The 20,336-nt window shown below is 50.3% G+C and carries 18 protein-coding genes and 1 tRNA gene; 11 read left to right on the top strand and 8 right to left on the bottom strand.

All coding sequences use genetic code 11. The features are described 5' to 3' along the window. Positions 1–9: 9 nt before the first annotated feature. From AAC022_RS06190 to argH, 4 genes are all read right to left on the bottom strand, one after another. Complete coding sequence (locus tag AAC022_RS06190) at positions 10–1,002, bottom strand: malate dehydrogenase (protein WP_339729071.1); 993 nt, start codon at positions 1,000–1,002, stop codon at positions 10–12. A gap of 223 nt (positions 1,003–1,225) precedes the next feature. Further along, on the bottom strand, positions 1,226–2,410 hold the full coding sequence (locus AAC022_RS06185) for a hypothetical protein (RefSeq protein WP_339729068.1): 1,185 nt from the start codon (positions 2,408–2,410) through the stop codon (positions 1,226–1,228). Between the two features lie 102 nt (positions 2,411–2,512). Beyond that, complete coding sequence (truA, locus tag AAC022_RS06180; protein ID WP_339729065.1) at positions 2,513–3,316, bottom strand: tRNA pseudouridine(38-40) synthase TruA; 804 nt, start codon at positions 3,314–3,316, stop codon at positions 2,513–2,515. 63 nt (positions 3,317–3,379) lie between these two features. After that, complete coding sequence (gene argH, locus AAC022_RS06175) at positions 3,380–4,759, bottom strand: argininosuccinate lyase (RefSeq protein WP_339729063.1); 1,380 nt, start codon at positions 4,757–4,759, stop codon at positions 3,380–3,382. Positions 4,760–5,041: 282 nt separating this feature from the next. Here argH and AAC022_RS06170 point away from each other — a divergent pair, with 282 nt between their 5' ends. Both AAC022_RS06170 and queC read left to right on the top strand, forming a co-directional pair. Beyond that, complete coding sequence (locus tag AAC022_RS06170) at positions 5,042–5,701, top strand: hypothetical protein (RefSeq protein WP_339729059.1); 660 nt, start codon at positions 5,042–5,044, stop codon at positions 5,699–5,701. A gap of 120 nt (positions 5,702–5,821) precedes the next feature. Next, complete coding sequence (gene queC / locus AAC022_RS06165; protein WP_339729056.1) at positions 5,822–6,517, top strand: 7-cyano-7-deazaguanine synthase QueC; 696 nt, start codon at positions 5,822–5,824, stop codon at positions 6,515–6,517. 8 nt (positions 6,518–6,525) lie between these two features. On the opposite strand, the gene AAC022_RS06160 is transcribed toward queC, so the two are convergent. Continuing rightward, positions 6,526–7,482, bottom strand: coding sequence for a nitrilase family protein (locus AAC022_RS06160; protein WP_339729055.1), 957 nt, complete (start codon positions 7,480–7,482; stop codon positions 6,526–6,528). Between the two features lie 85 nt (positions 7,483–7,567). On the opposite strand from AAC022_RS06160, the gene AAC022_RS06155 reads away from it, so the two are divergent. Further along, positions 7,568–9,067, top strand: a complete 1,500-nt coding sequence (locus tag AAC022_RS06155) for a leucyl aminopeptidase (RefSeq protein WP_339729052.1) — start codon at positions 7,568–7,570, stop codon at positions 9,065–9,067. A gap of 11 nt (positions 9,068–9,078) precedes the next feature. On the opposite strand, the gene AAC022_RS06150 is transcribed toward AAC022_RS06155, so the two are convergent. Together AAC022_RS06150 and AAC022_RS06145 are read right to left on the bottom strand one after the other, a co-directional pair. Further along, entirely contained in the window at positions 9,079–10,527 is a 1,449-nt protein-coding gene (locus AAC022_RS06150; RefSeq protein WP_339729049.1) for a right-handed parallel beta-helix repeat-containing protein, read from the bottom strand. A gap of 48 nt (positions 10,528–10,575) precedes the next feature. Then, a complete protein-coding gene (locus tag AAC022_RS06145) occupies positions 10,576–11,256 on the bottom strand; it encodes a hypothetical protein (protein WP_339729048.1) in 681 nt (226 codons plus the stop codon). 221 nt (positions 11,257–11,477) lie between these two features. Between AAC022_RS06145 and AAC022_RS06140 the strand changes: the two genes are divergently transcribed. From AAC022_RS06140 to AAC022_RS06105, 8 genes are all read left to right on the top strand, one after another. Further along, entirely contained in the window at positions 11,478–12,383 is a 906-nt protein-coding gene (locus AAC022_RS06140; protein WP_339729046.1) for a YihY/virulence factor BrkB family protein, read from the top strand. A 164-nt stretch (positions 12,384–12,547) separates the two neighbouring features. Then, positions 12,548–13,927 (top strand): DUF1501 domain-containing protein, encoded by a 1,380-nt coding sequence (locus AAC022_RS06135; RefSeq protein ID WP_339729045.1) that lies wholly within the window; start codon positions 12,548–12,550, stop codon positions 13,925–13,927. Between the two features lie 28 nt (positions 13,928–13,955). Continuing rightward, the gene (locus tag AAC022_RS06130) at positions 13,956–14,231 is read left to right on the top strand and encodes a hypothetical protein (RefSeq protein WP_339729044.1); all 276 of its coding nucleotides are present in this window, start codon (positions 13,956–13,958) and stop codon (positions 14,229–14,231) included. An 81-nt stretch (positions 14,232–14,312) separates the two neighbouring features. Beyond that, the gene (locus AAC022_RS06125; protein ID WP_339729041.1) at positions 14,313–14,849 is read left to right on the top strand and encodes a SelL-related redox protein; all 537 of its coding nucleotides are present in this window, start codon (positions 14,313–14,315) and stop codon (positions 14,847–14,849) included. 105 nt (positions 14,850–14,954) lie between these two features. Further along, positions 14,955–15,992, top strand: a complete 1,038-nt coding sequence (locus tag AAC022_RS06120) for an NAD-dependent epimerase/dehydratase family protein (protein WP_339729039.1) — start codon at positions 14,955–14,957, stop codon at positions 15,990–15,992. A 64-nt stretch (positions 15,993–16,056) separates the two neighbouring features. After that, complete coding sequence (locus tag AAC022_RS06115) at positions 16,057–17,118, top strand: dihydrodipicolinate synthase family protein (RefSeq protein WP_339729036.1); 1,062 nt, start codon at positions 16,057–16,059, stop codon at positions 17,116–17,118. A gap of 203 nt (positions 17,119–17,321) precedes the next feature. Further along, positions 17,322–17,705, top strand: a complete 384-nt coding sequence (locus AAC022_RS06110) for a GlsB/YeaQ/YmgE family stress response membrane protein (protein WP_339729034.1) — start codon at positions 17,322–17,324, stop codon at positions 17,703–17,705. Positions 17,706–17,841: 136 nt separating this feature from the next. After that, a tRNA-Leu gene (locus AAC022_RS06105) sits at positions 17,842–17,925 on the top strand. Positions 17,926–17,990: 65 nt separating this feature from the next. On the opposite strand, the gene AAC022_RS06100 is transcribed toward AAC022_RS06105, so the two are convergent. Further along, a complete protein-coding gene (locus AAC022_RS06100) occupies positions 17,991–20,093 on the bottom strand; it encodes a pentapeptide repeat-containing protein (protein WP_339729031.1) in 2,103 nt (700 codons plus the stop codon). Positions 20,094–20,336 lie beyond the last annotated feature (243 nt).

Genomic DNA, 20,336 nt, shown 5'->3' with positions numbered 1-20,336 from the left:
GATACCGAATTAACCTGGCAGCAGATCGCGAACGACATCGCGTTCGTCACGCAATTCCTGCAATGTTGCATTGAATTTTGCCTGAGCAAAATCATCGTGTTCAATGCCTTCAACGAGTTTCCAGGTTGTGCCATCGCTGGTCAAAGGGAAACCGCAGATCAGGCCTTCATCAACACCATAGCTGCCATCACTGCAGACAGCAGCACTGAAGCTTTCTCCGAGCGGGGTCGGAGTGATGATGCTCTTGATGGTGTCCAGAGCGGCATTCGCAGCGGAAGCGGCACTGGAAGCACCGCGGGCTGAAATCACAGCGGCACCACGTTTCTGAACGGTTTCAATGAATTCACCACGCAACCAGTCGTGGTCTTCAATGATTTCAGGAACAGGACTACCATGAATCGTCGCGTGATAAAAATCAGGGAACTGAGTGGCGGAGTGATTCCCCCAGATGTTCATATTTTTCACAGCGGAAACAGGCTGACCGGCTTTATTCGCAATCTGTGATACCGCACGATTCTCATCCAGACGTGTCATCGCGTACCAGCGATCACGGGGTACTTTAGGAGCATTGCTCATGGCGATCAGGCAGTTTGTGTTACAGGGATTCCCGACTACCAACACCCGCACATCATCAGCAGCGGCGGCTTCAATGGCTTTGCCGGTGCTGGTAAAAATCGGACCGTTGATGCGAATCAAATCGCCCCGTTCCATGCCTGCTTTTCGAGGAATACTTCCGACACAAATCACGAAGTTACAATCCGCAAAGGCATCTTCCAGATGATCACTGTCTGCTTTCACAACCCCTGCCAAAGTTGGGAAGGCACAATCTTCCAGTTCCATCTCCACTCCGTCCAATGCAGACAGCACGGGAGGAACTTCGACGAGATGAAGAATGACTGGCTGATCGGGGCCAAAAATTTCCCCGGATGCCAGACGGAACAACATGGCATAACCAATCTGGCCTGCTGCCCCGGTAACTGCAACTCGAATCGGATGATTCATCTCTTTATCACTCCTTAACAATGAATTTTGCTCAGTGAACCTATCTCAAGGCTAAATATTGAAGTTATCTCTGTTTTTTTACCTCCCTGCAGGCTGATCAGCAACCGTTCAGAGGCATCAGTTTCTAATTTCTACAGACTCATCCAAATTGAGGAGAAAAAAGGTGTTAAGATAGCCAGCCACGCTACGATTTCACGTCTACCAGGGGACAATGGGCACTAAATCAGCTTTGTGAGAGCGCAAATCCTCCTATTCCCACAACCGCCGCCGCCAGCGAGGCCAACATGATTTTCACCCAACTGTAAGGACGCTCCCCGTGTACTTCTCCGGTCGCCGCATTTACGGCCACCTGGTACAGCTTGTCCTTATACTTATAAGTCATCAGCCACAAAGGCAGTAACAAATGCTTATAAGTAATCGCATCGTACTGGCTCTGTATCGAATCGATCCGTTGGGTATCGCCGCCAATTCGACTGCAGGCATCAGAATACAAGGCAGAATCGATCCGTTCTCGGCCTAAGCCGAAACCAGCTTCCAGTTCCACATCATAAGTCCGGGCAGTAAACCCCGCCAGTAATGCGTGACGAAACGGAACGAGCAGCTGCATCGGAAACGGTTCCAGCTCCCGAATCAATTTTCGAGGCAACCCCCTGGAAGCCAGAATAACCACATCATCAAAAAAACGTTGAAATTCTCCTGAAGCGGGATACCAGCGCGTCCGTCGTACCTGACGGCGATTCTTTCCCGTGCCCACTGTCACATAATAATACTCACCACGCTGCCCGCGGTATTGTGTGCTGGTCATACTGTCAAATGTGAAATACGGCAGGTAGACGCCATGAAAGGTTCCCTCGGCCCCTTTTTCCACAAACTCGTTGGGAGCAAACCATAACGATTTCACCCAACTGCGCAGATTCTGCCGCGCCACCTGCTGCTCAATTTGAAACGGCAAAACCGCATCTACGGGAACGCGTTTGTCAGATGTATGTGCGTTTTCCAGTTGCATGGGTGAAGCACAATAAGGACACTCGGAACTCGTCACCGTATCCACAAACATCAAAGTGGCGCCACAGCTTTCACACCGGACTTCCTGCTCCCCCTCTTCTTCTTCCCCCGCATCAAGCTGCTGTTCGCGCTGTTCCTGCAGGTGGACCAGCATCCCATAAAAATCCTGCTCGTCGATCGATTCGTCTTCCGAAAAGCCGATCGCTTTCTCAAAGCCACAATGCGCACATTTCAGACTTTGCGTTTGAATGTGAAAGACCAGATCAGAGCCACAACCCTCACATGGAAAAATACGCCCCTTGTCATCATCGATCCGTTCTCCCCCTTCCTCAAAAGAAGATTCTTCGAGGAAAAGAGGCTCATCTGCGTCTTGAGGAGGCAAAGGAGGGGGTTGTTGACTCATCGTTCCCTTTCCGGATTGAGTGACGATCAATAGTCCTATCGACAGACTGACATTCTGATAACGGTATTCTGCACCAAATGGATTAAACCTAATGTGAGAAAATCAGCTCTCATAGTCAACTCGAACCAGATACAGCCCACCAGCGGCTGCGGTGGCTCCGGCTTGCGAACGGTCCATGGACACCAGAATCTTTTGTACACATCCAGGCGACCAGCGTCCGACTCCTACTTCGAGTAACGTCCCGGCAATCGCACGCACCATATTGTATAAAAAACCATCTGCGACGATATCCATCGTAATAAATTCCGCAGACAATGATTTCTCATCTGGCGTTGCCTGTAGCACATCCGCGCCCCACACCGGCCAGACTGACGTACGCTGCACCGTCAACTCCTGAATAGTGCGTACACTCGTCGCTTTATTGGGAAAGTGCGATTCAAAGCAGCGGAAATCGTGCTTGCCCAGCAAAAACTGGCCGGCCACATGCATCTGTGCGGCATCCAGAGGCCTGCCGAATTCACAAACATACCGCTTCAGAAATGGATAACCAACAGACGTATTATGAATCACATAGCGATATCGCTTGCGAACCGCCGAATAAGTCGCATGAAATTCCGTAGCGACCTCTTCGGCCTGTCTCACACAAATGCTGTCTGGTAGAAAACGCTGTAAGCCCGATTGAATGTTCTTACAGGGAATCGAGGAGGTCGTTTGAAAATTCGCCACCTGCCCCAGCGCATGCACGCCGGCATCGGTACGCCCTGCTACCAGGACGCCGCTTTTCTGTCGCGTCAACTTTTCGATAGCCGATTCCACACACGCCTGAACCGAGAGGCCGTTCGGCTGCACCTGCCAACCGGCATACTCCGCTCCATCATAGGCCAGCGTTAGTTTGATATTTCTCATGAACGTTTAATGTCAGTTTTCAGCAGATCGAATGAGACGAACCAGAATCGGGCAAACTCTATGTTATAAGCCAAGCTTTTCTTTCCAGTATTGCCATTGCTCTTTCACCGGTGCTTCGCCCCCGGAACCGTAACTGCACAAAGCCGCCATCGCGTTGCGTGCGCCCAGTACCTGATAAATATCATCTTCAATCTGCGGGCAGGCTTGCTGTAACTCTTCCAGCGAGAGATCAACCAACCGACACGGCCGTGATTCGCACAACGCCACCAGCTTGCCGACAATGCCATGACCGGTTCGCATCGGAGTTCCTTTTTTGATCAGGTACTCCATTAACGCGGTCGCATCGAGGAAACCATCTTCCAGCTTGGCAGTAATCGTTTCCTGCTGCAGTTCGGCCCCTTCGACCATCGCCGCCGCCAGTTCCAGACAAGCGGCGACTGTATCGTAAGAGTCAAACATCGCCAGCTTATCTTCCTGCATATCGCGGTTGTACGCCATCGGCAGCCCTTTGAGCAGCACCAGAATCTGCTGCACGTCCGCAATCGGTCGAGCCGACTTTCCGCGAATCAACTCCAGTACATCCGGATTCCGTTTTTGAGGCATAATCGATGAACCGGTCGTAAACGCATCAGGCAGTTTGATGAACCCGAACTCGGTCGAAAACCAGGCGATCCATTCTTCCGCCCAGTTGCTCAAGTGCGTCGCCACCAGAGCCATGCAGAAACAGAACTCGGCCAGGTAATCCCGGTCACTGGAAATATCCAGACTGTTACGGGCCACATCGGTAAATCCCAGTAACTCCGCTGAATAGTGCCGGTCGATCGGCAGTGACGTCCCCGCGAGTGCCGCGCCTCCCAAAGGAGAGATATTCACCCGCTTCAGACAATCCGCCAGACGCTGACGATCCCGATCAAACTTCTCACAATACGCGAGCCAGTAATGGGCGGCCTTCACCGGCTGGGCTCTCTGCAAATGCGTAAAGCCGGGCAGCACCAGATCCTTGTCCTGTTCGCACCGTTCGACAAACGCCACCTGCAGATCTTTGAGCAGGCCGTCAATCCGCTGAATCGCTTCACGGGTATAAAGTTTCAAATCGGTCGAAACCTGATCATTGCGACTGCGGGCCGTATGCAGCTTACGGCCTACATCGCCGACGCGTTCTGTCAGCGCACTCTCAATGTGCATGTGGATGTCTTCAAGCTCAAAGCGAAACTCAAACTCGCCCCGTTCAATTTCGCCGCCGATCTGCGTCAACGTTTCAATAATCTGCCGGCATTCGTCATCGGTAATCAGACCGACTTTGGCCAGCATGCGGGCATGTGCCTGTGAGCCCTGAATGTCCACCGCCGCCAGTCGGCTGTCAAAACTGATCGATTCTGTAAACGCTTCAACACGCGCGTCAGTCTGCTGTTGAAATCGTCCTCCCCAGGCTTTTGCGGCCACGGTGTTTCTCCACTGCATTACGTATATGAATGTAAGTCCCAGCATCGCTTGCCGTATTGTTCAAACGACGCATAGGCAGATTAATCTGCGGACCGCCATCCATCAAGCCGATCACCGGCCCCGAGTCAAAATGACACCATAATTTATGCATTTTCGCCGCAGAATCGGGATTTTTGTTGGTAAATGGTCTATTTGTCCCCCTAGGATGGATTTCAGCGTTTTTAGAGTTGAATAACGAGACGATCGCTGCCGTCTCTCGATCCAAGTTCAAAAGTACTGACCATGAAAAACATCCTGACATTCATCCTGACCGTCTCCGCCATTCTGATCAACAGTGCGCAGCCAACATCTGCCGCAGCGATTGAAGCGTCTAAACCAGAGCCGTCCTCTACAAAACCGGACACAACGCCAACCTGGACTGTTGAGATTTCCCCCGCACCCGGGCTGGACTCTTATGCCACTCGGGAATTCCACTTTCCCATCGTGAATGGACCTGACCTCAATGACTCATCAGAAAAGGCGACTGATTCTGCCACTGATTCTATCATCGTTGTCCCGCGAAACGTCCCTGCGGTAGCTCCACAACCAGAGTGCTCGCACTGCAAACCATCCTGTCATCCCGTGATGAATCGTGTAACTTCACGGAATCGATATTCGTATCCCTCGTCGCAGAACTCCTATTTTGCGAACCTGCAATCAATCCCCGCTCTTAACATGTATAGCGATCTGATCCGATCTAACTGGTTTGGTACTCCCTATCCAGGTCACTCTTTCTACTACAGTGGTTACCGACCTTCGTTCCGTTTTGGCTCGCTGCAGTTCCGCGGCTTCGGCAATTATGATCGCATGTATAACCCACGCATCATTCCATTCGGCTATCAATACACGGGATCGCGAAATCGCTTCGCCGCACTTGCTCTGGCGGAGCAGTATGGATTCTGATTGAATCTCGCCCTGAGTTCGCGAAAAACCAGATCCCGCTTTCCGAGAGGATTGCATCCTCTGAACGCTCCTGATAGGTTTCTTGTTTAGCGCAAGATCTACTGAGGAGTGTTGATATTAATGACAAATGATCCCCCCAAAGCCGTCGTCCTGGTGAGTGGCGGTCTCGATTCCGCAACCACACTGGCCATCGCTGCGGACGCCGGATTTGAATTGTATGCACTCTCGTTCGACTATGGACAACGGCATCGCCACGAGCTGGAAGCAGCCAAAAAAGTCTGTCAGACGTTCGACGTCAAACAGTTTGTCATCTTTCCACTCGACTTGCGCGTCTTCGGAGGCTCGGCACTGACGGCAGACATCGAAGTCCCCAAAGACCGGAGCGAACACGATCTGGAAACCGGCATCCCGATCACCTATGTTCCCGCACGCAATACCGTGTTCCTTTCACTCGCTCTCGCCTGGGCGGAAACGCTGAATGCCTTCGATCTCTTCATTGGCGTGAACGCCGTCGATTACAGCGGCTATCCCGATTGCCGCCCGGAGTTCATCAACGCGTTTCAGAAAGTGGCTTCGCTGGCGACGAAAACCGGTGTGGAACATTCGGGGAACTGGAAAATGCATACTCCGCTGATCTCGTTGACCAAAGCCGAGATCATCAAACAGGGCATGGCGCTGGGAGTCGACTACGGTCTGACCCACAGCTGCTACGATCCCCTTCCTGATGGCACCCCCTGCGGTCACTGCGATTCCTGCCAACTCCGCACCAAAGGATTCGCCGAAGCAGGCTTCGACGACCCGGCCTTGAAACCATAGTAGTCGTTTCAACTGGACGGTTTTAATTCCCACCCTGGTTCCGTCACCGATGGCGTCTCAGATGGCTCAACCAGTTTGCCATAGAGTTCCGGGCGTCGCGCACGAATGTAACGTCGCCCCCCGGCCTGGCCCAGTTTTTCTTCCGTGCAGAGCGCGATGGCAATGTCATCACCCAGCTTCGTACATTCGGCGATGATTTCACCGAACGGATCCAGAATCATTGACAGCCCCGGTTTGACTTCCTCATCATCCATGCCAACCGGATTGGTGAACACCACGTAGACTCCATTATCATAGGCCCGCGCTGGCAGCCAGCGCATCAGCCAGCCTTTCCCTTTTGGTCCCTGAAATTCCTGTCTCAGTCGCACCGGGTCCCGATCCCGATTGTGCCAGAGCTTCGGATCGACCAGACCCCGACCGGGCATGACCGACGGCAGACAACAGGTAACATGCGGCATGAAAATAATATCCGCCCCGAGCATCGCCGTCATCCGCACATTTTCGACCAGATTATTATCGTAACAGATCAGAATTCCGCAACGACACCCCCGCACATCAAACACGACGTATTCATCGCCCGAAGAAAGATGCGAATTCACAAATGCATGCAGCTTTCGAAATCGAGCCAGCAGTTCAGTTCCATCCACGCAAATATACGTATTGTAGACTTCCCCCTGATCGACTTCGAACAGACCTGCCAGAATGGGAACGCCAACTTCCTTTGAAATCTGCATCAGCTCCTGCGTACTCGGCCCGTTTGGAACAGGCTCGGCCAATTCAATCAGTTCTTCCTTAGAAAATGATTGCACGAACGTGTAAGCCGGAATACAACATTCATGAAAGCTGACAATTTCTGCTCCCTGCTCCACCGCTTGATGAGCGAGTTCACGGATTCGCTGCAAATTCGCAGCTTTGTCCCCATTGTGGTGCTCAAACTGGACGGCAGCGATCCTGATATCTCTCATTGGGTTTTTACTCCTGATTTGTTAAACTGTCAGACAACTTATCTTACTCTGCACTTTTCCATCGATAAAGGGATTTGAAGAACTAATGGGAACGCAATTTACGAATGAATCCATTTCCTCTCTCTCTGCTGACTGGCTGGTCATCGGTCTGGCCGAGTCGGCTCCGTTAAGCACCACAGTTGCGCAACTGGATAAAACATTAAACGGGTTGATCTCTCGCCTGATCGAAAGCGAAGATTTCACCGGCAAACTGGCGACAACATCGTCCCTGCTTGGCTTAACAGAAATCAAAACACCGCGAATCCTGCTGGTTGGCTTAGGTCCTGATGCTGAGGTCTCTCTGGCATCGCTGGAAAAAGCGATGATGACTGCCGCCCGCACGATCTCCGCCAAACAAAACACAACAGCAGCAGCTCTGCTTCCCGAATTGGAAAACAAGACTCTTTCTACAGAACAAATCGCGTGTGTGGTGACGTCTGCAATGAACGTCGGTTCGGTCGGACAGGATCTCTACCGGAAAGAAGCAGCACGATTTCCATTTCAGGAATTGCTAATTGTCGGCACGGACGCAATAGACCAGAGTGCCGGTCAGCAGGCGGTGGAACGCGGCACGATTTTAGGAGACTCGATCAATCTGGCGCGGGAAATGGTAAACCGTCACGCTGGTGATATTTTCCCGATCACTTTTGCCGACCGCGTTGTCGAAGTCGCCAAAGAATATGGACTGGACTCCGAAATTCTCGATGAAAAACAGCTCAAACAGGAAAAGATGGGCTCCATGCTGGCAGTCGCGCAAGGTAGTGATCAACCAGCGCGCCTCGCCATTCTCAAACATGCAGGCGCCGATCCCTCTGCACCAACGCTGGCTCTTGTAGGAAAAGGGGTTACCTTCGACAGCGGGGGCTTGTCACTCAAACTGGGTGATGGTATGAAAACCATGAAATGCGATATGGGTGGAGCAGCCGCCGTGCTGGGCGCTATGACTGCCATCGCCCGGCTCAAATTGCCCGTGAATGTCATCGGCTATATGGGACTGGTCGAAAATATGGTGAATGGTTCCTCGTATAAACTCGGCGACGTTCTGACAGCACGTAACGGCAAGACAATTGAAGTGCTGAATACGGATGCCGAAGGCCGTCTGGTCTTAGCCGATGTGCTCACATTCGCCGTCGATCGTGGTGCATCCAATGTTATCGATCTTGCAACGCTAACCGGTGCGTGTGTAGTTGCGTTGGGTGAAGAAATCACCGGCGTCTTTTCGAACAATGCCGACTGGTCAAAAGCCGTTCAGCATGCCGCACAAAACAGCGGAGAAGATGTCTGGGAAATGCCCATGCTTCCTCAGTTTGGCGAACAACTCAAAAGTGATGTCGCCGACTTGAAGAATATCGGAACCCGCTGGGGTGGTGCGATTACCGCTGCGAAGTTCCTCGAAAACTTTATCAATGAAACCCCCTGGGTTCACCTCGATATCGCTGGCCCGGCGTTTGCCGCGGCGAATCTCCCTCATCGTGAAGGAGGCGGCACAGGCTGCATGGTCAAAACGCTGGTCGAAGTCGCCGGCCAATACCCGTCGAGCAAGTAAACGAAGTCTGCTTACTCTTCCGATTCTCTACCGAGCGCCCCCAGATCTTTTAATGAATCTGCGGGGCGTTTTTTTATTCCTCGAGGACCTTTGAATTGTTTTTGAATCGGGAAGTTTTTCTGAACCGCTTCTGGTAATCGCCCCGCTTTGTTCAAGCAAGCGGATTTCGCCGTCAGAAAAAATAGATTCTTTTCTTCATCCTGAAATCCGGGATCGTCGCCGGAATAAATTTCGTGTTCCGAACTAACATTCCCAAATCGACTGGAATGAGCGGCTTTCCAGCCTTTTTTAATCCAGTTATAGCTGAGACTGGCTGTTCCCTTTTCATCCAGAATCGAAAAGCTATTGCCCGCATTTGATGTATATAAGATGTTATTACGACAGGCCAGATGTTCGCTATTCGTCGATAATCGAACCAATGTCGAGGAAGGACGGCGGGTGACAACTGTGTTGTTATAAAAGAAGAGCGTACCCTTTCGATAGGCGCTCTCATCACCACTATCTCCACCATAGTGGACCACCTGACTGTTGGAATCTTCTTTTCGTTTGATAAGCACGTTGCCATACACATAGGTCGATCGATAGCGGGGATCATAACGAATCGTATCGCCTCCCTCGGTATCAACGAGGTCAAGTTGACGGTTGCCGCTTTCAATCCAGTTGTAGCGGACGACAAGACCGGCCGAACGATCTTTGAGATTATTGCCCAGACAGTCTTTGCGCAAGGGACCCAGATAATTTCCCTGGAAGATAATTCCAGCGGCTTCCGTATAGACATTGTGTTCGTAATAGCTATTCGCGATCCCGTTATGATAGATCGAACAGTTTTCGATCAGCAGATCCTTCGTCTCATACGCCACAAACAGACCGTTTCCACAATCGTGCAGATAACAGTTGCGAATCGTGATGTGCTCCCCTTTTTCAATAAAGATCGCAGCCGCATTCTGGAAGTATTTCTGCAATCCATCAGAGCTGAAATAGAAAAAAGAGGGCCGCGCGCTGCGAATGTCCAGATTCTCTATCACAATATAAGCGGGCATGGTATCCGCCGGATCCCGGGCACCACCAATTTTGATGATCCCCCGCTGTTCGCCCCAAAAGCGTAATTGGGGACGCGTGACCGCACGACGCCCGTCGATTACCGGTAACTCCCCCTTCTCGGAAGGAATCCCTTTGACCACAATCGGCTTGTCTTTCGTTCCCCGACGACAAAGGACCCACTTGGTATGATAAGGCTTAGGCCGCCAATGAATGCGAACCTCATCACCCGCGACCAGACTTTCCCAGGGAACTTTCTCAACAGAAAGATATTTCTGCTCGGGGCCGACTTCATAAATCGTGGCAACAGCCTCTGTTGTGAACAGGCTGAAGAAACCGAGTGAAGCCAGGATCAGAAAGGAATGTCTGCCAAACCAGTTCTGTTGAGGCCCCTTCTGATTTGTAAAATCATACTGAGACACTCAACACCTCCTTTGGATCGAATCGCCAGTCGTACTCAAGATGTCCATTTAATGAATCTGAGCGGGTACCCATTGCACCGGACGTGCTCCCGGATTCGGACTGGCACTATTGGGGATCATGGTCGGAGCGTGTAACAACGCCGGTGGTACATAAGACATCGGCTCTTCTGCAGCAGGTGCTGGAGCCGGCTTATTGATGACGCCTGGATGTCCGTGTTCTGGAACGGGTGTAATTTTCTGTGGCACAATGGTCGTCGGTGCTTGCAAAGCCGGCGAACTCATTTCGGGCATCATGGATTCATTCATCATCGACTCGTTCATGAACGTCCCGCCTTGACCGCCTTGAGGCCCACAGGTGGGACAACTTGACTGGGGTGCATAAGTCGGTGTGGGATAAGAGTTCATCGGCGAAGTTTCCATTGCCCCATCATCCGAACCATAGCTGAAAGTTCCCGAAGACAACATACCGGGAATGGACGATCCAAAACCGCCGCCGCGACAAGGATCACAGGTATTGCATGTGTTACAAGGATTACAGCACTGCTTTTGCATTCGCTGTGCGCGGTGCTTGGAGAGAGAGCATTTGATATCATCCATCATATTCGTAGGGCCATACATATCGCCGCTACAGACCATGCCGGTCGCAGGGTCATAATAGCCGGGGCCAGCACAGCCAGTTAAGGGCAGACACAGTAAAATTCCCGCACTTAGTTTCAGCAACGAATTCATTTTGAAATCCGGTCAATCTCTGAACGTAAAAATTTGAAGACAACTCACAGTTTGAAATCGGACCCTTTTTGAAAAAGAGTTCCCATTATCTCACTTATCGGTATTTCAAAATGTTAACCTTTAACGATTATGTAAATAATGACGATATTTCTTATCAGAGAGTTTTTTGTAGACTTCCATTAGTAACTTATTTTCACCGCAACACTTAAGAACGGTCAGATATGACGGAGCAGGAACAGATACAACTGGGAAAAATCGGTTTTCGGGCCATGTGGCGATTTGGCGGACTGACTCCCTGGGATTTGATTTACCAGTCCATAAAGGGCTACAACAAGCACAGACTCAGCGCCCAAAGCGCACAATTCGCCTATTATGCAATATTCACACTCTTCCCTCTGTTAATGGTCATCATCGCCTGTGTGGCTCAACTGCCGATCCAGGGTCTGATTCTGAGTATGGAAAATGCCATCAATCAGGGACTACCATCAAACGTCTCCGCGCTGCTGTTTGCCCAGATCGCAGATATTCAACAGAAAACAAGCATCAGCCTGATTACCGGTGGCGTCTTTCTACTCTCTCTGGGAGGCACGCGGCTGTTTTTCACGATGGGAACCGGCCTGGACGCCGTATTCGAAGTCGACCGTCGTCGCACCTTCTGGAGATCGGGAGGTGTCGCTTTGCTGCTCACCTTTGGCGTTTTAATCCTGTTACTGCTTTCCATGATCCTGCTTGTCATTGGTCCGGAACTGGCGAAATTACTGTTGGCCAACTTTTACGCGCCCTGGTTACATCTACTCCTCTCTGCCGGTACACGCTGGTCGGTTGCCTGCGGCTTTATGCTGATTTCCACATCGGTGATCTACTGGGCCGTTCCCAGTGTGAAACTCCCTTGGAAAATCGTTACGCCAGGCAGCCTGTTTGTGGTCATCAGCTGGGTGACCATGCTACAGGGCTTTCGAATTTACGTCGAGAACTTTGCCCATTACAACGAAACCTATGGCACTCTGGGGGGATTCATCGTGCTCCTGGTCTGGCTCTACCTGACCGGTGCCATCCTGATGATGGGGGGCGAAATCAATGGCGTCATTTATCGCGCTGCCAAACTGAAAGCAAATGGCACCAATTAAGACTCCAGCGAGAAGCTCAGTCCCGTAAAACAGTACTATTCTCAAAGAGACGTGCCAAAGATTCGAAATCGAAGCACTTCATTATTGACGAAACCGGATTCTCAATCATAAAATGAACACATAAATGATCTCTTATCGTTGATTCGCACAAAGGATCCCGAATTATGTTCCGTGTTGAATTTGGAAATACTGGTAAGTACTGCGATGGCATCAATCGACGTCATTTTCTGCAAACCGGTGTCGCAGGAATGGGTGCGGCAAGCCTCTCTCAAATTTTACATGCGAAAGCCCAGGCCGAGCAAAACGGAGTCACGAAGAAAGATACTTCCGTCATTCTACTCTGGCTCGACGGCGGCCCCAGTCATATGGATATGTATGACATGAAGCCCGAAGCTCCCAGTGAGAATCGGGGAATTTGGAATCCGGTCCACACCAACGTTCCCGGGATGGACATCACAGAGATGTTTCCCCTGCAGGCCAAATGTGCGGATAAGTTTTCCATCGTTCGTTCGCTGCATCATAATACCGGCGACCATTTCACAGGCGGACACTGGATGCTCACCGGTCGCGGCGGTGTCAGCGGCGGCAGCACCCCCGGGCGTAATCCTTCCATCAGTTCCATGGCAACCAAAGTGCTCGGCCCGCGCGATCCCAGCATGCCCTCTTATGTTTCCGTCCCTTATGCATCCAGTATCGGTTTACGACCGGGTTACTTCGGGGGAAACTTTCTGGGAGTACAAAACGATCCCTTTGAAACCGGCTCGGACCCCAACAATAAGAACTTTCAGGTCAAAAATTTGAATCTGGCGAATGGACTATCAATCGAACGCCTCAAAGATCGCAAACAACTCTTAAAAACATTCGACACACTTCGTAAAGACGTGGATCAGTCGGGCATGCTGAGTTCCATGGACCGGCTGGATCAGAAAGCCTATGAGATGGTGACCGGTGATCGAGCCCGGTTAGCGTTTGACTTGAATTCAGAAGACGACCAAATCCGGGATCAATACGGCCGCCACACTTGGGGCCAAAGCGTGTTGCTCGCACGCCGTCTAGTGGAAGCAGGAACCACCTTCGTCACCGTTCACTTCGGTGGCTGGGATCATCACTGGAATCTGAAAAGCGGTTACGAAAGTTATCTTCCCCGCGTCGACCAGGCCGTCAGTGCGCTGTTTGGAGACCTCGCCCAACGTGGCTTAAGCGAAAAAGTTCTGGTCGTCCTGTGTGGTGAATTCAGTCGTACCCCCCGCATGAATAATGGTGGGAACGGTGGCCCCCCGTTGAGCAAGGGAACTCCCGGCCGCGATCACTGGGGCAATGCCATGTTCTGTCTGATGGGCGGCGGCGGCGTGAAGGGGGGACGCATCATCGGAGCAACAAATCGACTCGGAGAAGCACCCGCAGATCGTCCTGTCCGACCCGGCCATATTCATCATACGATTTACCGCGTGCTGGGCATGGATCCCCGAATCCACTTCCTTGATCATTCCGGCAGACCGACGGTCGCCATTGATCATGGCGAAGTCATTCACGAACTTTTTTAAGCAGCCAGCGAACAGATCGACCTTTACCGTGCCGCAATCGCCATCACAAGCAGATACCCTGAAAGCCGGAACCACTAAACGCCAGTGGGGTTGGTTCACATTACTAACGGTCTCACTGGGACTGCTCTGGCTAGTCGTTTTTCCGCAACTGGCACAAGTGCCGCAGCTTCGTTCAGAAATCGATTTTCTGGAAGAGAAAAAGATCGACCCGACCGCCATGTTCTATTCCGATCTTGAGACGATTGAGGACACCGTAAAAAACATCCGCGATTTCCATGCAGAAAATCCGAACGCGTTATGGTAAAATAGACCTGTGAGAAAAACTCTCTTCACAGAGAACCAACACAGAGAACTAACATAAAACTTCAATGGCCGAGCGCGTCTCATGGATCAAAATCAATTCAAAGCAGCACTGGCCGCTTTCCCGTCATCGCAGGGAAAAACGTTAGACAAGCTTTCCGAAGAGCGGCCGGTCTTGGTGGTCTTTCTTAGACATGGCGGCTGCCCCTTCTGCCGGCAGGTTCTGGCACAACTGCAGGCGCTATCTGCAAAAATTGAACAGCGGAACCTGCAACTGGCTATCGTTCATATGATGGATCTCGAGCAGGCAGACAAATTGTTATCCCGTTATGCACTGGAAAACGTACAGCATTTCAGTGACCCGGAACGCAAACTCTACGAAGTCTTCCAAGTCAGGCGAGGCAAACTGTCTGAAACTATCGGACCTGCCATCTGGTGGTCCGGTTTTAAAACGACAATTCTTTCCGGATATCTGCCGGGCATTCCCGGAAAAGACATTCAACAACTGGGCGCCGCGATCATTCTCGACAAAGGAAACGTAGTCGCCAGCCACTTCTCACAAAACTCGTCTGACCTGCCCGACTGGGATCAACTCCTCGCCTGTGAGATCCCCCACGACTAAACCCACCTTGATTTCCATTTCAAAACCGAACCTGCCATAATGGGGGCATCAGATAATGATGCTTATTTCTCCCCTTGATTTCACTTTCCTGATAGACAGAAGCAGATGTCCGACTTCCCCAAAACCATTGATAATATTGAACAGTTAGACGAACTCCTGAGCCGCCCGACCCCCCAGGTCATTCAGGCACTTCAGCAAACGGAAGGTGATCTAATTCTGCTCGGCATCGCCGGCAAAATGGGACCGACGTTAGCACGTATGATTATTCGAGCCGACGAAGCAGCCGGCATCCAGCGACGCATTCTCGGCGTGAGTCGCTTCTCCGATGAATCGAGCCGACAACCTCTGGAAGACCTCGGTATTGAAACCTTCAAAGGGGATTTGCTCGATACCGAATTCATCAACAGCCTGCCTGATGTACCAAACGTCATTTATATGGCGGGAATGAAATTCGGCGCGACGGGAAATGAATCGCTCACCTGGGCCATGAACACGTATCTGCCGTCCCTGGTCTGCAATAAATATCGCAACAGTCGCATTACCGCTTTTTCAACGGGAAACATTTACGGTCTGGCGCCTGCATCAAGCCAAGGCTCGGTCGAAACTGATAAACCGAATCCGATCGGCGAATACGCAATGAGCTGCCTGGGACGCGAACGGATGTTCGAACACTTCAGCCGGACCTTGAATATCCCGATGACCATCATTCGCTTGAATTATGCCACCGAATGTCGTTACGGCGTGCTCGTTGATCTCGCGCTGCAGGTGTATCAGGAACAGACGATTGATATTTCAATGGGTTACGTCAACGTCATCTGGCAAGGCGACGCCAACGCAATGACGCTTTGCGCCCTGCCCGATGGTTCATCGCCCCCCTTCAACCTGAATGTGGCCGGCCCCAAAATTCTTAAAGTCCGCGAGATCTGCGAACAGTTTGGAACGCTTTTCGGCAAACAACCGCAGTTCACCGGCTCCGAAGCGCAAGACGCGTTACTCAATAACGGCCAATACGGACATCAAAAATACGGGGCTCCCCAGGTCGAAGTCGAGCAGATACTCCACTGGATTGCCAACTGGATCCAAAACGAACGTCCGCTACTCGGCAAACCAACGCATTTCGAATCGCGGAGCGGCAAATTTTAACGCCAAGTTTTAACACCCTATCGTCACACGCCACCAACACGAATTTATACAGGAAAACAGCATTGTGAACTCTTCTCTCATCACACAAACCTTGCAGCAGGGAACCGCGATCCCCGCGCATCCTCTGGCGTTAACGTCTGCCCGCAAACTGGATGAACGTCGACAACGGGCCCTCTCGCGGTATTACATCGCCAGCGGTGTCGGCGGCCTGGCCGTCGGCGTGCACACAACGCAGTTTGAAATCCACGATCCGAGCATTGGTCTGTTACAACCTGTCCTGGAACTGGCAGCCGAAGAAATGAATCGTGCCGACGAACAACGCAGCGTCCCCCTGTTACGCATCGCTGGCATCTGTGGTGAAACCGCACAAGCCACACGGGAAGCAGCCCTCGCCCGAGACGCCAGCTATCACTTCGGCTTACTCAATCTGTCGGCTCTGAAAGATGCCGACGAAGACTCATTGATTGAGCACTGCAAAGCGGTCTCGGAAATCATTCCCGTGTTTGGATTTTATCTGCAGCCTGATACGGGCGGTCGCCTGCTGCCTTACTCATTCTGGCGTCGCTTCTGTGAAATTGAAAACATCGCCGCAATCAAAATGGCCCCCTTCAACCGTTATCACACGCTCGATGTGATTCGCGCCGTCGCAGAATCAGGCCGGGAAGATATCGCACTATATACCGGGAACGATGATAATATTGTCCTCGATCTCGTCACGCCATTTCGATTTCAGTCAGGTGGTAAATCGCTCGAACGCCGTATTGCAGGGGGCTTGCTCGGGCATTGGGCCGTCTGGACGCACAAGGGAGTCGAGATTCTAAAAGAATGCCAACAAGTCGCCAAATCAGGAACGGCGATTCCGCTTTCGATTATACACCTCAATACCGAAGTCACCGACTGTAACGCGGTTTTGTTTGACGTCGCCAACCAATTTCAGGGCTGTATTCCCGGCATTCACGAAGTCCTCCGACGTCAGGGATTACTGGAAGGAACCTGGTGTTTAAATCCCAAAGAAACACTCGGCCCCGGACAGTTAGCTGAGATTGATCGGATCTATGAATCCTATCCGCATCTGAACGATGACGCCTTTGTGGAAGAACATCGCACGGAGTGGTTGAGCGGCTGATCTGCAGAACCGCTTCGCTTCTATCTCGAATTAACTTGAGTCAAAAATCAATTAGATCGTTCGTAACCCAAGTTTTGAGTCGGGGTTGACGATAATGATATTACCGGTTAAATAATGGGGCTTCTCTCTCAAGAGGCCCCCTCTACCGATCATATATTGTAAATCGTATCCAGATAAGCATTTACCGACGAAGGAACGTCAAAATGTTTGATGATAACACCACCCGCATCCTGCAGGAAGCAATCAACGAAATGTTGGTCTGGGTCGGTTTTGGCACTTTAGTCGGACTCGCAGCCAAAGCCATCATGCCAGGCAAAGATCCGGGCGGCGCGGTCAGTACGCTGCTGATGGGCATTGGCGGCAGCGTTGTTGGCTGTGGCACGCTGATGTTTTTCTGGGATGGCGCCCGCGTGACGCCAATTAGTACAGTCGGTTTTCTGGCTGCAACAGGCGGCGCCTTCATCCTGTTATTCTTCTATCGTTTGCTGTCCGGCTCCTTTTTCGCCGAGGCAGAAGATGGCGAACGTTGGCTGCACCGCCGTCGCAGACGCCGTCGTTCCCGAAAATTAGCCGACGAATCCTATTAAATCACGGGCAAACAGGCTTCTCATTTTCGTTTTGGGACGAAAACGGGTGGGGATTTGGCAGGGATCACAATTGAGATAATTTTTCTCCCTTGCTTGCACGATGCAAGTCAATATACTATATAGTCTTAAACAGCTTGGCCGAGTGGCGGAATGGCAGACGCACGGGACTTAAAATCCCGGGTCCGTAAAGGGCGTGTGGGTTCGAGTCCCACCTCGGCTATTGCTTTTAAATGATGCCTCCTAAAGATCAATACTAAATGAACCTCAATAGTACTGATTAGTGGCTCATTTGAGGGGCATTGATTTAATGGGGTTGGTTAGTGGTTGCGGAAAGATCATATGAATTTCTGCGGGGCCGACTAGTACATAGATTCCATCGCCATTTTGATTCTTCCTTTCCTCGATGGACCAACGCTTATAATCAAAATTGGTTTCTGAAGGATCGTGTTTTCGAAAGTCTTCTATCCAGTCAGGAGTATCTATGATGGCTCCTTCAAGTTTAGCACTGGCTAAATTGGCTTTTTCCCATTCAATAAATGTTAATCGAGCTCCTTCCAGATTCGCAGCAGAGAGGTTGGCTCCTTTTAAGTCTGCTTTCCATAAGTTGGCCCCTCTCATATGTGATTTAGAAAAGTTGGCTCCTTCTAAATGAGCACCAGCTAAGTCAGCTCCTTCTAAGTAAGCGCCAGAGAAGTCGGATCTTTCCAGATGAGCATTACCCAATCTGGCCCCTTCCAGGTGGGCGGCAGAGAAATCGATGTCATTCAAATTCGCTTTAACAGAAAAACTTGCATCCTGCAGATAGGCGTGAGAAAAGACGGCACCTTCTAAACGAGTTTCATGTGCTGCAAGGTTTTCATTAATTCGCCCGTTTCCATTCCACTGGTTGATTGATCTTTCAAGTGATTCAAAGCTCGCTTTTTCTAAGTGTGCACCTATGAAATAAGCCCCTTTTAAATCAGCTCCTCTGAAGCTGGCCCCTTCCAGGTGGGCGCCACTCAAGTCAGCTCCTTCCAGGTTATTTCTAGACAAGTCAGTCCCATTCAACGATGATTCTCGCAAATCAGCCCCGTTCAAATCTGAACCACTCAAATCAGCTTCATTCATAATAGCCTTGTACATATTTGCCTTTTGTAAATCGCATCCACGTAGAATCACCTCATTTAATTCTGCCCCTTCGAGATTTGCTCGCCAAAAAAAAGGAACATAAATATATTTAGCACATAAGCTAAGACCTACTAGAATTAAAAAGGAAGACAATGAATGCCGATACTTCACCAGCCAAGACCATCTTCCTTTTTTTCTCACATACACACTCCCACTTATCGTTGATATCGCTAATCGATAGAAATAAAGTCTCATTTCGATCGACACCAAGCACCAGAGAATGATCCAACAAGCCGGGAGTAGGTTATGCGTCACCAGATACCGCTGCCAAAGCCCCACCAACGTTATTGGAACAATCCACCACACCAGAAAAACAATCAACCAGTATTGGTACTTATCCCTCTCATTAAGATCAATGCTCGATAAATGACGTCTAATAAATGACAAAATGATCCAAGGATCTGCTTGTTCGTCAAGAGTTTTCCCATCTGGGAATACCGCAGGAGCTAAACTGAGCCGCTCTAAAAGCTGTTGGAAATACAAAAGAAAATAAGCATACACAGCAAGCACGATACATGGTGTAACCCAAAAGAATGCAGTAACAGGCAAAGAGACGTTAACAATTGGCAGAGTTAAGCCAGAATTGTTTGTGATAATATTAGCATCACTGGCAGACCACATGGTCAACCAGGAATACATACAGGCAATGATCAACGTAAGAAACAAAGTTCTTGAATATTTCACATGATTTGAAACATCCGCCATACTTTCCAGTGATTTAATATCGACTGAAGCAGGTAAGTCAACACTTCTTAGATTAACCCCACCAAGCTGTTTTGCTTCGAGCCCTTTTATTTTTTTGAAACCAATTGCACCACCAAAATTTGCGTGCCGCAATTTAGCCCCAGTAAAATCAGGTACAGCCGAATCAGCAGCACACAAGATAGCATCACTCAAATCTGCGTTCACCAAATTAATATTAGTCATCGTGGCACCAACAAAGTTGGCCCCACTTAAATTGGCTCCGCTCAAGTCAGAACCGCTCAAATCTGCCCCCGTTAATTCAGCGCCTCGTAAATCAGCATGATTTAAAAACGCTCCCTGCAAATTAGTCTTTGACAAATTGGCTCTGGATAAATTGGTTCCCCTCAAATCAGCCCCGCTTAAATCCAGGTTTTGGACCATTATCTCTGAAGTTGGACTTAGTTTATTTGATTCCCGCCACTTTCTAATAGCCTCAGCTCCCTGCTTCACAATCTCAACATGCACAGGATTCGCCATAGCCCACTTCTCCCTATAAAATTTGAACCTACACCAAAAATCAATTCTGACGGATTAAGAACCAATGTGCAATTGATCACAAATGTAATTCGCCACTTCTACCGACGGCCTGCTTTTCAACAACGGCATCTACTCATCCATTCACAAAATCAAACCCTTTTAAATAAACGGGGTTTATAATTTTTTCGATTTAAGGCATAATCAATTATCTCTGTCCCGTCACACTGATTGTTCTTGCAAAAG

Source organism: uncultured Gimesia sp., assembly GCF_963976445.1.
In the GTDB taxonomy this organism is placed as follows: Bacteria; Planctomycetota; Planctomycetia; order Planctomycetales; family Planctomycetaceae; genus Gimesia.
This window is presented reverse-complemented; position numbering and strand designations above follow the sequence as displayed.